Origin of the sequence: Bradyrhizobium jicamae (assembly GCF_018130695.1) — a bacterium.
Lineage (GTDB): Bacteria > Pseudomonadota > Alphaproteobacteria > Rhizobiales > Xanthobacteraceae > Bradyrhizobium > Bradyrhizobium jicamae_B.
This window is the reverse complement of sequence record NZ_JAFCJX010000021.1, coordinates 48,681-62,070: the sequence shown is the minus strand read 5'-3', so window position 1 is coordinate 62,070 and position 13,390 is coordinate 48,681. Positions and strand designations below refer to the sequence as shown.

The 13,390-nt window shown below is 65.8% G+C and carries 13 protein-coding genes and 1 other RNA gene; 4 read left to right on the top strand and 10 right to left on the bottom strand.

All coding sequences use genetic code 11. The annotated features are described in order from the left end of the window. Position 1: 1 nt before the first annotated feature. The 5 genes from ruvB to JQ604_RS27655 form a co-directional block, all read right to left on the bottom strand. Positions 2–1,051: a Holliday junction branch migration DNA helicase RuvB gene (gene ruvB / locus JQ604_RS27675; protein ID WP_212363842.1), complete on the bottom strand. Its 1,050-nt coding sequence runs from the start codon at positions 1,049–1,051 to the stop codon at positions 2–4. Then, the gene (locus JQ604_RS27670) at positions 1,048–1,467 is read right to left on the bottom strand and encodes a cytidine deaminase (protein ID WP_212363841.1); all 420 of its coding nucleotides are present in this window, start codon (positions 1,465–1,467) and stop codon (positions 1,048–1,050) included. The genes ruvB and JQ604_RS27670 overlap by 4 nt, the downstream gene beginning before the upstream one ends. A gap of 43 nt (positions 1,468–1,510) precedes the next feature. Further along, positions 1,511–2,128 (bottom strand): Holliday junction branch migration protein RuvA, encoded by a 618-nt coding sequence (ruvA, locus tag JQ604_RS27665; RefSeq protein WP_212363840.1) that lies wholly within the window; start codon positions 2,126–2,128, stop codon positions 1,511–1,513. A 277-nt stretch (positions 2,129–2,405) separates the two neighbouring features. Then, positions 2,406–2,933, bottom strand: coding sequence for a crossover junction endodeoxyribonuclease RuvC (ruvC, locus tag JQ604_RS27660; protein ID WP_212363839.1), 528 nt, complete (start codon positions 2,931–2,933; stop codon positions 2,406–2,408). A 204-nt stretch (positions 2,934–3,137) separates the two neighbouring features. After that, positions 3,138–3,884, bottom strand: a complete 747-nt coding sequence (locus JQ604_RS27655) for a YebC/PmpR family DNA-binding transcriptional regulator (RefSeq protein ID WP_212363838.1) — start codon at positions 3,882–3,884, stop codon at positions 3,138–3,140. Positions 3,885–4,095: 211 nt separating this feature from the next. Here JQ604_RS27655 and JQ604_RS27650 point away from each other — a divergent pair, with 211 nt between their 5' ends. Beyond that, the gene (locus JQ604_RS27650) at positions 4,096–5,859 is read left to right on the top strand and encodes a methyl-accepting chemotaxis protein (protein WP_212363837.1); all 1,764 of its coding nucleotides are present in this window, start codon (positions 4,096–4,098) and stop codon (positions 5,857–5,859) included. A gap of 147 nt (positions 5,860–6,006) precedes the next feature. After that, positions 6,007–7,431, top strand: coding sequence for a methyl-accepting chemotaxis protein (locus JQ604_RS27645; protein ID WP_212363836.1), 1,425 nt, complete (start codon positions 6,007–6,009; stop codon positions 7,429–7,431). A gap of 27 nt (positions 7,432–7,458) precedes the next feature. Here the strand turns inward: JQ604_RS27645 and JQ604_RS27640 are convergent, their stop codons facing one another. The 5 genes from JQ604_RS27640 to JQ604_RS27620 form a co-directional block, all read right to left on the bottom strand. Next, the gene (locus tag JQ604_RS27640) at positions 7,459–8,940 is read right to left on the bottom strand and encodes an aldehyde dehydrogenase (RefSeq protein ID WP_212363835.1); all 1,482 of its coding nucleotides are present in this window, start codon (positions 8,938–8,940) and stop codon (positions 7,459–7,461) included. 115 nt (positions 8,941–9,055) lie between these two features. Beyond that, positions 9,056–9,880 (bottom strand): TIGR00282 family metallophosphoesterase, encoded by an 825-nt coding sequence (locus JQ604_RS27635; protein WP_212363834.1) that lies wholly within the window; start codon positions 9,878–9,880, stop codon positions 9,056–9,058. A gap of 1 nt (position 9,881) precedes the next feature. Next, complete coding sequence (locus JQ604_RS27630) at positions 9,882–10,460, bottom strand: 5-formyltetrahydrofolate cyclo-ligase (protein WP_212363833.1); 579 nt, start codon at positions 10,458–10,460, stop codon at positions 9,882–9,884. A gap of 165 nt (positions 10,461–10,625) precedes the next feature. After that, positions 10,626–10,786, bottom strand: a non-coding RNA gene (ssrS, locus tag JQ604_RS27625) — 6S RNA. A 568-nt stretch (positions 10,787–11,354) separates the two neighbouring features. Next, positions 11,355–11,921 (bottom strand): hypothetical protein, encoded by a 567-nt coding sequence (locus JQ604_RS27620; protein ID WP_212363832.1) that lies wholly within the window; start codon positions 11,919–11,921, stop codon positions 11,355–11,357. A gap of 329 nt (positions 11,922–12,250) precedes the next feature. On the opposite strand from JQ604_RS27620, the gene JQ604_RS27615 reads away from it, so the two are divergent. Then, a complete protein-coding gene (locus JQ604_RS27615) occupies positions 12,251–12,739 on the top strand; it encodes a Twin-arginine translocation pathway signal (protein WP_212363831.1) in 489 nt (162 codons plus the stop codon). 20 nt (positions 12,740–12,759) lie between these two features. Next, positions 12,760–13,383: a ferric reductase-like transmembrane domain-containing protein gene (locus tag JQ604_RS27610; protein ID WP_212363830.1), complete on the top strand. Its 624-nt coding sequence runs from the start codon at positions 12,760–12,762 to the stop codon at positions 13,381–13,383. Positions 13,384–13,390 lie beyond the last annotated feature (7 nt).

Sequence of the window (13,390 nt, the reverse complement as noted above, 5' to 3'; positions counted from 1 at the left end):
GTCAGTCCTCATCCTCGGTGTTGCCGAACAGGCCGAACTGCGCGGCATCGCGGTTCGGCTCAGTGAGGCCGAGGTGCCGGAACGCGTGCGAGGTCAGCAAGCGGCCGCGCGGGGTGCGCTGCAGATAGCCGCACTGGATCAGATAGGGCTCGATGATGTCCTCGATCGCATCGCGCGGCTCCGACAGCGCCGCGGCCATGGTCTCGACGCCGACCGGGCCGCCGCCATAGTTCATCGCAATCGTCGTCAGATAACGGCGGTCCATCGCATCGAGGCCGGCGCTGTCGACTTCCAGCGCGCAGAGCGCGCGGTCGGCGATCTCGCGATCGACCGTGTCGGCATCGGCAGCGGAGGCAAAGTCGCGAACACGGCGCAGCAGACGGCCGGCGATGCGCGGCGTGCCGCGGGCGCGGCGCGCGATCTCGTTGGCGCCATCGGCGGTCATGCCGATGTTGAGCACGCGGGCGCCGCGGGTGACGATCTTCTCCAGCTCTTCCACCGTGTAGAAGTTGAGCCGGATCGGAATGCCGAAGCGGTCGCGCAGCGGATTGGTCAGCAGGCCCGCACGCGTCGTCGCGCCGACCAGCGTGAATTTTGCGAGCTCGATCTTCACCGAGCGCGCGGCCGGCCCCTCACCGATGATCAGGTCGAGCTGAAAGTCCTCCATCGCGGGATAGAGCACCTCTTCCACCGCGGGACTGAGGCGATGGATCTCGTCGATGAACAGCACATCGCGCTCTTCGAGATTGGTGAGCAGCGCCGCAAGATCGCCGGCCTTGGCAATCACCGGACCCGACGTCGCGCGGAAGCCGACGCCGAGCTCGCGCGCGACGATTTGCGCCAGCGTGGTCTTGCCGAGGCCGGGGGGGCCGACGAACAGCACATGATCCAGCGCCTCGCCGCGCTTGCGCGCCGCCTCGATGAAGATCGAGAGATTCTTGCGCGCCTGCGCCTGGCCGACGAAATCGGACAGCGATTGCGGGCGCAGCGCGGTGTCGCCGACATCGTCGGCGCGGCGCTCGGGCGTGACGATGCGGGAGGGCGTGTTCACTCGTTGCCTCTGCGATACTTGTTCGGCAAGAGCTCGCCGATCGCGACGACCTTCGGCGTGCGGCCGTTGTCGGGCACGATCACTTTCGCCTTGGCGTCGTAATCGTGGATCAGCTCGCGGCAGATGCCGCAGGGCGAGACCACCGCGATGGTGCCGGGCTCGTCGGGCTTCGGATGGCGCACCGCGACGATGGTCTCGATGCCGTGGTCGCCGGTCTCGGTGATGGCGCGCCCGATCGCGATCGCCTCGGCGCAGACCGCGATGCGTCCGATATAGGCATCGATATTTACGCCGGTGACGATGCGGCCATCACGCGTGCGCATGGCAGCACCCACTTCCTGCCAGTCGTTGCGGTATCGCTGGCTGATCGCGTCGGTGGCGGCGGCAATCAATTCCTTGTCCTTCTTGCTCAGCATTTCCTGAAAACACAGTCCTTGGTCAATGAATGGCTGATATAGCCTACTTCGCCAGTTCCTTCAGGCCCAGCCGGATCAATTGGGCCGTTTCGGCATTTTCGCCGGCGCTGCGCGAGGCGGCGGCAATGGCGGCCGCCGCTTGCGGCTGACCGTAGCCGAGATTGACCAGCGCCGAGATCGCATCCGTCACCGGCCGCGGCGCGCGGTTGTTGTCGATCGCACCCGAGAGCTGCACCACCGCCGGATCGACATTGGCAAAGCCGGGCGCCTTGTCCTTGAGCTCGCTGACGATGCGTTCGGCGACCTTCGGCCCGACGCCCGGCGTGCGCGCCACCGCGGCCTTGTCGCGCAGCGCGATCGCATTGGCGAGATCGGTCGGCGGCAGCGTGCCGAGCACCGCGAGCGCAACCTTGGCGCCGACGCCCTGCACGGTCTGCAGCAGCCGAAACCACTCGCGCTCGTGATCGCTGCGGAAGCCGAACAGTTTGATCTGATCCTCGCGGACATAAGTCTCGATCGACAGCACCGCCGCCTCGCCCGGCGACGGCAGAGCCTGCAGCGTGCGGCCGGCACAATGCACCTGATAGCCGACGCCGCCGACGTCGAGGATCACATAATCCTCGCCATAGGAATCGATCAGGCCTTTGAGCTTGCCGATCATGAGGGGAATCCGGATGCGAGGCGCGCAGTAAGGGAAGCACCGATGAAAGAGTTAGTGAGGGACGCACCGGCGGAAGGGTTCCCTCCCCCCTTGTGGGGGAGGGTTAGGGAGAGGGGTACCACACGACGTGCTCTGTCCGTGCCGCTGCGAAAGGATTGTTGTGAGAGCGATGCACCCATCGATGATCTCGCCCGGGGCTTACCCCTCTCCCCAACCCTCCCCCACAAGGGGGGAGGGAGCCCCACCAGCGTGCTCGCCTCACTCTGCGATACGTGCGTCATAGGCTCGCCACCTTCAGCCGGAGTGCGGCGCTTTGGCGGTGATGGGCATGGGTGATGGCGATGGCGAGCGCATCCGCTGCGTCGGCCGACGGAGGTTCGGCTTTCGGCAGCAGGATCTTCAGCATCACCTGGATCTGATTCTTCTCGGCGTGTCCCGCGCCGACCACGGTCTTCTTCACCTGGTTCGGCGCGTACTCCGCAACGGAGATGCCGAACATCGCCGGCGCCAGCATCGCGACGCCGCGCGCCTGGCCGAGCTTCAGCGTGGCGACGCCGTCCTTGTTGACGAAGGTCTGCTCGACCGCGGCTTCCATCGGCTTGTAGTCGCCGAGCACGGCGGCGAGCCCCTCATGGATCGCGAGCAAACGTTGCGCCAGCGGCAGATCGTCCGGCGGCTCGACCGAGCCGCAGCCGAGATAGACGAGGCGGTTGCCCTCGGTCTCGATCACGCCCCAGCCGGTGCGGCGGAGACCGGGATCGATACCGATGATGCGGACGGGGGAGCGAATCGGCTGGACTGTCATGGCGTAGTGATAACGCCAGAGGGCTGTGAACGAAACATAAAGAGAACGGGAATCCCCGGTGACGTTCGTGCCCCGGGCGCAGCGCAGCACGAAGTGGTGCACCGCTGAACCGGGGCCCATCTATCGGCAAACGAATCCAAGGAGACATGGGTCCCGGCTCAGCGGAGCAGCGTTGCACGCTGCACCGCGTCCGGGACACGAGAATTACCCACCCATCTTCGCAATCAGCGCGTCCGACACCTCGAAATTGGCGAACACGTTCTGGACGTCGTCGTGGTCGTTGAGCTGATCCATCAGCTTCAAGAGCTTTTCGCCGGTCTCGTCGTCGACCGCGACGGTGTTCTGCGGCTTCCAGGTCAGCGCCGCCTTGCGCGGCTCGCCGAACTTCGCCTCCAGCGCCTTTGCCACCTCGCGAAAAGTCTCCTGTGAGGCGTAGACCTCGTGGCCGCTTTCGCTGGAGGCGACGTCGTCGGCGCCGGCCTCGATCGCAGCATCCAGCATGGCGTCGTCGGAGGCGACGCTTAAGTCGTATTCGATGATGCCGGTGCGGTCGAACATGAAGGCGACCGAGCCGGTTTCGCCGAGATTGCCGCCGGACTTGGTGAAGAAGGAGCGGATGTCGGAGGCGGCGCGGTTGCGGTTGTCGGTCAGCGCCTCGACGATGACGGCGACGCCGCCGGGGCCATAACCCTCGTAGCGGATCTCGTCATAGTTCTCGCCGTCGCTGCCGGCCGCCTTCTTGATGGCGCGCTCGATATTGTCCTTGGGCATGTTTTCGGCGCGGGCCGCGACCACGGCCGCACGGAGCCGCGGGTTCATCGCGGGATCGGGGGTGCCGAGCTTGGCCGCCACCGTGATTTCGCGGGCCAGCTTGCCGAAAAGCTTCGACTTCTGAGCATCCTGCCGCCCCTTGCGGTGCATGATGTTCTTGAATTGGGAATGGCCGGCCATGCGAAGGTCTCTTGCAAGCGTCTGAAATGAGGGTGGAAACGCGGCCTTATAGGCCCCTCACCCCTGAAAATCAAAGAATCACGCGGCGGTTCTACCTAGGTACTAGTACCGCTCGGGGTAATATGAGGCAGTTGTTAACCCTGACTTCATGCTCGGATGAGAGGATTTTCGCGCCCGATTTCAACTTCCAAGAGTTCCCAAGATCATTGCCATGGCCTTCGGTTTGTTTCGAAAGCGATCGCCTGAGCCGGTCGCGCCTGCCGTCGAGGCGAAGGGCCCTGCCGCGCCCGCTGCGGCCGACGCCGCCCCCGCCTCCGCCGAGACCGATTCGGCCAAGGAAATCCTCGAACTGCTGGAGCTCGAGCTCGGCGCCATGATCCGCCAGCTGGAGCGGGCTGCTCAGTCGGTTGCCGGCGGCGCCGACGCAACCGCCGCAACGCTCGCCACGATCCGCCAGCGCACGGATGCCCTGACCGGCCGCTCCAGCGCGGCGCAGAGCACGGCGACGACGTTCTCGCAAGCCGCCGAGCGCTTCACCCATTCCGCCGAGGGCATCGGCCAGCAGGTGCGCGACGCCGGCAAGCTCGCCGACGACGCCGCCGCCGCCGCGCGCGAAGCCACCGCCAATGTCGATCGCCTGCGCGAATCCTCGGCGGCGATCGGCAATGTCGTCAATCTGATCGCGCAGATCGCGCGCCAGACCACGCTGCTCGCACTGAACTCGACCATCGAGGCGGCGCGCGCCGGCGCCGCCGGCAAGGGCTTTGCGGTGGTCGCCACCGAGGTCAAGGCGCTCGCGGTGCAGACCCAGAGCGCGACCGAGGAAATCACCCGGAAGATCGAAGCACTGCAGCGCGACGCCACCGGATCGGCGGACGCGGTGCATCGCATCTCGCAGGCGATCGACGCGATCCGCCCGGTGTTCGCGCATGTCAACGGCGCGGTCGCCGAGCAGAACCAGATCACCGGCGAGATGGGCCGGAATGCCGAACAAGCATCCCACTTCATCCACTCCGTCGGCGACAGCGCCGGCGAGATCGACAGCGCGACGCGGGACGCCGCAGCGCATGGCGACGACGTCAGCAAGGCCGGCAAGGCCGTCACCGCGTTTGCGCAAAAGCTCAAGGCGCGCTGCGCGGTGCTGCTGCGCCAGGGCGAGCGCGAGGATCGCCGCAAGAACGAGCGGCTGCCCTGCAGCCTCACCATCGAGATCATCACCGCGCGCGGCACGATCACGGCCCCGGTCTACGAGATTGCGATGGCCGGCATTCTGATCGGCGGCGCGAATGCCGAGACATTGCCGCGCAATGAAACGCTCAGTGCCACGCTGCAGGACGTTGGCGCCTGCCGGATCCGCTGCACCGAGCACGGCAAGGCCGGCATGCAGGCACGGTTCGAGGCCGTGAATGCCGAGCTGCGCGAAAAGATCGAAGACAAGATGTGGGCGATCCATGAGGAGAACGCCGAACTCGTCGCCCGCGCCATGGAAGCCGGCTCCGCGCTGAGCAAGATCTTCGAGAGCGGCGTCGCCAGCGGCGCCATCTCGATGGACGACATGTTCGACACCGATTATGTCGAGATCGCAGGCTCCAATCCGGTGCAGTACCGCACCAGAATGCTCGACTGGGCCGATCGCGCACTGCCGTCCTTCCAGGAAGCGTTCCTCGCCAAGGACAAGCGGATGGCGTTCTGCGTCATGATCGACAGCAACGGCTATCTGCCGGTTCACAACAAGGTGTATTCGCATCCGCAGCGGCCCGGCGACGTCGCCTGGAATACGGCCAACAGCCGCAACCGCCGCATCTTCAACGATCCCGCGGGTCTCGCCGCCGGCCGCAACCAGCGCGCTTATCTGATCCAGACCTATGCGCGCGATATGGGCAACGGCAACACGGTGATGATGCGCGAGATCGACGTGCCGATCCGCGTCCGCGGCCGCCACTGGGGCGGCTTCCGCACCGCATACAAGCTCTAGGCGCATGATCCGGAATAGTACGGAGCAGATATCGAGGGGCGAGTGCACGCTCAGGCAAGACTGAGCGGGCGAATCACGTCTTAGACTTGAAATGGGAATGTCGCGGGCCGCGCCTGACAGGCTGCCCTGACGAGAGGAAGTTCGAATATGTCCGCCGTGCAGCTCGCAGTTCTGGACACGATGTCCAACCGGACGCTGGCCGAACGTCTGGTCGACCAGCTCGCCGATCGCATCGGCGGCCTCGGCGTGGAGCTCGCCGACATCGCCGGCAACGTCCAGGAGGTCGCGAACCGCGTCACCAGCCAGTCGGAGCGGTTTCACCATCTGCAGAAGACCGCCGAGACCATGGTCACGGCCAACCACGACATCGCCAATGCCTCGCAGGCCGTGCAATCGACCGCGTCCGCCGCAGTCGGCCAGATCGCGGAATCGCGCAGCGCGGTCGACACCGCGGTCAGCCACATCTCCGAGCTCGTCTCCGCGGTGGGGCGGATCGAGGCGCGGCTGAGCGCGGTCGGCGCGGCGCTGAGCCAGGTCGCAAAAGTCTCCGGCTCGATCGAGGCGATCGCCAAGCAAACCAACCTGCTGGCGCTGAACGCCACCATCGAGGCCGCGCGCGCCGGCACCGCCGGTCGCGGCTTTGCGGTGGTCGCCAGCGAAGTGAAGAGCCTTGCGGAAGCCACCCGGCAGGCGACGCATCAGATCTCCGACACGGTGCGCGATCTCGACGGCCAGATCGGCAATCTGATCGGCGAGAGCAGCGACGCCTCGCTGCGCGCCAAGAGCGCCGGCGAAGGCGCCCAGCAGATTTCCGGCATCATCTCGCGCGTCCAGCAAGGTTTTGCGTCGGTCGGCGCGGAGATCGACAGCGTCGCGCGCGCCGCGACCTCCAACCTCGGCCATTGCGACACCGTGATCTCCGAGCTGAACGAGCTCGCCAAGGGCGTCGATCTGTCCTCGCGCGATCTCAAGAACGCCGACGAGCGCGTCGCGAAGCTGCTGGAGACATCGGAAGGGTTGATCGCGCTGATCGCCGACAGCGGCGTGGAGACCTCGGATGCGCCGCTGATCCGCGTCGTCGTCGACACCGCCAAGCGCATCACGCAGACGTTCGAGGACGCGATCGCGCGCGGCGAGATCACGATCGAGCAGCTGATGGACGAGAAGTACCGCGAGATATCAGGCACCGATCCGAAGCAGTACCTGACCGACTACGTCGCCTTCACCGATCGCGTGCTGCCGGCGATCCAGGATCCGATCCAGAAAAGCGATCCGCGCATCGTGTTCTGCGTCGCCTGGGCCAAAGGCGGCTATCTGCCGACGCACAATCCGAACTACCGCCTGCCGCAGGGCAAGGACCCGGTCTGGAACAACGCCAACTGCCGCAACCGCCGGCTGTTCAGCGATCGCGCGGTGAAGAAGGTGGCGGCGAATACAAAACCGTTCCTGCTGCAGACCTACCGCCGCGACATGGGCGGCGGCCAGTTCGTCCTGATGAAGGATCTCTCCTCCCCCATCATCGTCCGTGGCCGCCACTGGGGCGCGTTCCGGATGGGATTCAGGCAGAGTTGAGACGAAGCCGCCCAAGGGCGGCTTCGCTCAGCGCATCACGAACGGATTGGCCGGCACATCCTTTGCGGTCGAGATCCAGACGCTCTTGGTCTCCAGATATTCGCGCACAGCATCGATGCCGCTCTCGCGGCCGACACCGGAATGCTTCATGCCGCCGAACGGCATCATGTAGCTGATGGCGCGATAGGTGTTGACCCACACGGTGCCGGCGCGCAGCTGCTTCGGCACGCGCACGGCGCGGCCGAGATCGCGGGTCCAGATGCCGGCGGCCAGGCCGTAGATCGTGTCGTTGGCGATGCGGATGGCGTCTTCCTCGGTGTCGAAGCCGATGATCGAGAGCACCGGACCGAACACTTCCTCGCGCGCGATCCGCATCGAGTTGTCGACGTCGGTGAAGATGGTCGGCTCGACGAATTGCCCGCCGATGATCCCGGCGCCTGTGGCCGGCTTGCCGCCGAGCAGGCAGCGCGCGCCCTCGGCCTTGGCAATCTCGATGTAGTCGAGGATCTTCTTGTACTGCGCAGGCGTGGTGACCGGGCCGACATTGGTGTCCGACTTCATGGGATCGCCGATCTTGGCGGACCGCCCGAGCTCCAGGACGCGCGCGACGAACTGGTCCTTGATCGAGTTCTGCACCAGCAGGCGCGAGCCCGCGATGCAGGTCTGCCCGGTAGCTGCGAAGATGCCCGAAATCGCGCCGGCCGCAGCGGCGGTCAGGTCGGCATCCTCGAACACGATGTTGGGCGATTTGCCGCCGAGCTCGAGCGAGACGCGCTTCAGGCTCTTCGCCGCGGTCTCATAGACCCGGGCGCCGGTCGCATCCGATCCGGTGAAGGTGATCTTGGCGACACCCGGATGGGTGATCAGTTCGCTGCCGATCTCCGGGCCGAAGCCGGTGACGACGTTGAAGATGCCGTCGGGAATCCCGGCTTCCCTGGTCAGCGCGGCGAATTCCAGCGTGCTCGCCGAGGTGAATTCCGACGGCTTGACCACCACGGCGCAGCCGGCGGCGAGCGCGGCGGCGCATTTCCAGGCGACGAACAGCAGCGGCGAATTCCACGCGGTCAGCGCGGCGACGACGCCGACCGGCTCATGCGTCGTGTAGGCAAAGGTATCCGGCTTGTCGATCGGAACGAGACCGCCTTCGAGCTTGTCGACCAGGCCGCCGAAGTACCACCACCATTCCGGATGGTAGCGCAGCTGCCCCAGCATCTCCGCCATCAGCTTGCCGTTGTCGCGCACCTCGATCTCGGCGAGCCGCTCGGCATTGTCAGCGACGAGATCGCCGAGCTTGCGCATCGCCTTGCCGCGCGCCGAGGCCGTCATCTTCGACCACGGCCCGCGCCACATCGCCTCGTTGGCGGCGGCCACCGCCTTGTCGGCATCCGCCTTCGAGCCGCGCGGAATTTTGGCCCAGGCCTCGCCGCGATAGGGATCGATGCTCTCGAACCACTCGCCATTGGCGGGATCGACATACTGGCCGTTGATGTAGAGCTGATAGGTTTTCACGGGTGTCCTCACTTCTTCATTCGTAGCCCGGATGGAGCGCAGCGCAATCCGGGTGTCTCTCGCACTCGGTGGGATGGGTCCCGGATTTCGCTTCGCTGCATCCGGGCTACAAGCGCTAGGTCCAGAATCCCGGCACTGCGGGCTCGAGCCGGCCGCCGGCGCGCACGGGCGCGATCTTCACCGCGAGGCCGGTGGCATCGTCGGTCTCGACTGCGACACCCGACAGCGTTGCGACACCTCCGGCCGGCTCGAAGCGGGACGAGGGGATGCCGGTGATGAAGCGATGCAGCGGCTCTTCCTTCTGCATGCCGATGACGGAGTCGTAGTCGCCGGTCATGCCGGCGTCGCTCATATAGGCGGTGCCGCCGGTCAGGATCTGATGATCGGCGGTCGGCACATGGGTGTGGGTGCCGACGACGAGGCTGACGCGGCCGTCGCAGAAATAGCCCATGCCCTGCTTCTCGGAAGTCGCCTCGCCGTGGAAGTCGACCACGATGGCGTCGGCCGATTCGCGGAGCCGGCAGGCATCGAGCTCGCGCTCGACCGCGGCGAAGGGATCGTTGTGCGACGGCTCCATGAAGACGCGGCCGATCGCGTTGACGACCAGCGCCCGCTTGCCGTTCTTGGTATCGACCAGCGCCGAGCCGCGGCCCGGCGAATGCCGCGGAAAATTCAGCGGCCGGATCAGGCGCGGCGCGCGTTCGATGAAGACCAGCGCCTCCTTCTGATTCCAGGCGTGGTTGCCGAGCGTGATCGCGTCGGCGCCGGCGTCGAGGAATTCCTGGTAGATCGCCTCGGTGATGCCAAAACCGCCGGCGGCGTTCTCGCCATTGACGATGACGAGATCGAGGGACCAGTCGCGGATCATGCCGGGGAGATGGTCTGTGATGGCGGTGCGGCCGGTGCGGCCGACGACGTCACCGACGAAGAGAATACGCAAATCAGGGGCTCCGGAAGTCGAATGTCTTCCGCTCGGTTAGCACAAAATCGAGCGGGACGTCGTGCGACAATGCCGGGATCGCCTTGGTTTCCTGCACGGCGAAGGCCAGGCCGGCGCCGATCACATGCTTGGCCTTGCGCAGATGGGTGAAGGTATAGTCGTAATAGCCGGCACCGTAGCCAATGCGGTGGCCGAGCTTGTCGAAGGCGGCGAGCGGCACCAGCATCACGTCCGGATGCACTTCGGCCGCGGCCGGCGACGGCTCGGGAATGCCGAGGGGACCGAGCATCAGCCGGTCCTGCGGCGACCAGGCGCGGAAGGTCAGCGACTGGCCGCGCGCATTGACGCAGGGCAACGCGAGCCGCGCGCCTCGCTCCGCAAGCTTCAGCATCAGCGGCTTCGGATCGATCTCGCTGCGGATCGGCGCATAGCCCGAGACGATCATGCCCGGCGCGATCTCGATCGGGATGCCGCGCTTGGCGAGCCCTTCGGCCGCGGTGGCGCGCTGCTCGTCGCTCAGCGCATCGCGCTTGGCCAATGCAAGGGACCGGAGTTCAGCCTTCGACGGAGTTGCGTGCATGACCATCTTCCGCTGCCGTCGCCCGCGACGTGCAGGCGATCGAATGTTCGAGAGACGCTTGCAATCTGACTTCCAGGCTGCGGCGGAGGGCCCCGCATCAGCGGGGCAACGCTGGCACCAATCGAACCGCCGCAACGCGACGACAGGGAAACGACCAAAAATAAGTGCGAAGCCGCAGAGGCCGTTGAAGCGCTCGATCCCGGAGTTCCCTACGAAAGTAGGTGGGCACCATATGTCCGGGCCCACGGGCCCGGCCAGGGACAGTTCCCTAAAGGATCGATAAGGCCCCGGGGATATATGGCTCCTGACGCGCAACGCAGCTTCGCGGGGACAATGTAGCGACGATGGGTCGGTTCCGCCAGCGGTAAGGGGACCGTTTCGGTCGGGCGTTGTGCGCAAGTCGGCGCGGGGTTGCCGTCGCCTTGGCGAAGGCCAGGGCCCATATGGCTAAGCGCGGTGTCATCACCCGCGCATGCGGGTGATCCAGTATTCCAGAGACGGTTGTGATCAGATCGATGGGCCGCGGCGTACTGGATCCCCGCATTCGCGGGGATGACATTGAAATATGCATCCGCAGTCTCGCGACATGATCTGCCCGAGTTTTCCATCTCGTTAGCGAGGGCGCAGGGAAGACCGGGTGCACGCCGCACCCGCGGTCCCGTGCGCCATGTGCACAGAAGAAGTGCGCGCACGAGCATACAGGTTCGGCGGAGGCATCCGGCCTTCCCTGCGCGATGGCTTTACGGCTGAAGAAAATTTCTGAAAAGGATTTTGCCCATGGAACGACGAATGCCCGTAGCGCCGTAGGGCGGATTAGCCGAAGGCGTAATCCGCCAATACGTGCCCCCGCAAAGATGGCGGATTACGCTTCGCTAATCCGCCCTACGGCCTGAACTACCGTCGTGACCGCTTCAGATCAGCGACCTTGAACTTCCCGCCGGCCAGCAGGCTGCTGCAAAGCCACCAGGCCTTGTTTCGGTTCTCACCCAGGAAAATTTTGGTCTCGGCGCAAGACGCGAAGGAATTGTAGGTGAGGTTGTCCCTGCACGTTGTCGAGAAAGGCATGGTTGTGCTGTCGCCCCACGCCCCGCTGCACCCGACCCAGGGGTCCTTGCCGTGCGGGAGGCTCGACTCGCAGCCGCCGTTGCAATTGCTGCTGATTTTCTCCAGCCTGCCAAGCTTGTCTTTCGCTGTACCTGGCCCTGCCATGATTGCTTCTGTCGTGGCCGGTGACGTTCGAGCGGTTGTTCGCGCGGCTATCGATGGCCGGCGCGATGCCGTGGTGCCGACCACCGGCTCCGCCCGATGCGGCCTTGCCGCCTGCTTTGGCGCGTCGATCGAAACGGGGGGAAGCGTGCTGGCGGGGCCGGTCGGGATCTGCGATGCGGCCGGAGCGCACAGCATGACGATTGACAAGACAACGGCAGCAGAGGGCGCGAGAAAGCGTGACGACGATCTCATGACCATGTCCTTCCGAGGACGGAGGTGCCGTCCCATTGCAAGACGTTACAATACAACTCCTAGCGGAAATTTTTCAGCTTGGCGACTGAAGGTAAGAAAGATTTCTCCAATGGACATGCATAGACACATGGTGGCCGATGCATAGCCGCCACCGCCAAGGTGAACAATTCAGGGGCACCGGACCATCCATCGGCGCCGCCGGTCGAGCGCCCGTCGCACCTCACAACACTGTTATTGCAGGCGATCTCGCCCCCTCCCCAACTGGGCGGATCACGCGCGTTGTTGTAGCCTCAGCCTGAAGCAAGTCCGCCTCGCCAGGAGGAATGCACATGACCCAGATCGTCTTCAACCGCCGCACCCTCCTCACCGCCGGCGGCCTCGTGATGGCAGGCGGCGTCTCCGGGCTGCTGCTGCCGGCCCGCGCGGAGGGCCTCGCGCCAACGGAGACGATGACGGGCGGGGCCAACAACTATCGCAAGGGCGCGGCGATCGTGGAGCGGATCGGCAAGGGCGGCTTCTGGATGAGCGGCACCGTGCGCCGCGCCGGCGACGGGGCGCCGCTCGCCGGGCAGCGCATCCAGATCTGGGCCCACACGGTCGAGGGACAGGAGCACGAGCCGCAGAGCCACGGCGCCACGCTGACCGACAAGGACGGGAAATTCCGGCTCGAGATGCCGCAGATCATCCCGATCTTCGGCCAGCCGCATGGCCACCTCGCCTATGACAGCGGCGAGTTCAAAACCGTCTTCCTGCGGCCGGTGATGAAGAGCCCGAAGGAGACCAGCCTGGAGGCGCATTTCGTCCTCGGACCAGCCTGACCAAATCGGGAATGTAGAGAATGAGATCGGCCCGGGCGGCCCTGATCTGGATCGCCCTCGCGACCGCCATTGGCGTGCCGATCGCGCTGGCAGCTGTGAGCGAGCAGCTCGCCTGGCGCGGCCCGGTCTATATCATCGCCGGCTTCGCCGGGATCGTCGCGCTGGGCTTGATGCTGGTGCAGCCCCTGCTGATTGCCGGATACCTGCCGGGCCTGTCGGCCTATCGCGGCCGCCGCGTGCATCACTGGACCGGCGGCGCGATTGTGGTCGCGATCGCGCTCCACGTCGCCGGCCTCTGGATCACCAGCCCGCCCGACATGATCGACGCGCTGACCTACACATCGCCGACGCCGTTCTCGCCGTTCGGCGTCACCGCGATGTGGGCGATCTTCGCGGTGGCGCTGCTGGCGATCTTCCGCCGGCGACTGGGACTGCGACGATGGCGCATCGCCCATATGGGGCTTGCGATCGTGATCGTGGTCGGCAGCGCAGCCCATGCCGTTCTGATCGAGGGGACGATGGAGACGGTCTCCAAAGTGGCGCTTTGCGCGCTGGTGCTGGTGGCGGCGATGAGGGTGCTGGCTGGGCTAGCGGTGCGGATCAGGCGGGGGGCGGTGCGTGGGGAGAGCGTTGCGGGACGGTGAGCGGAGC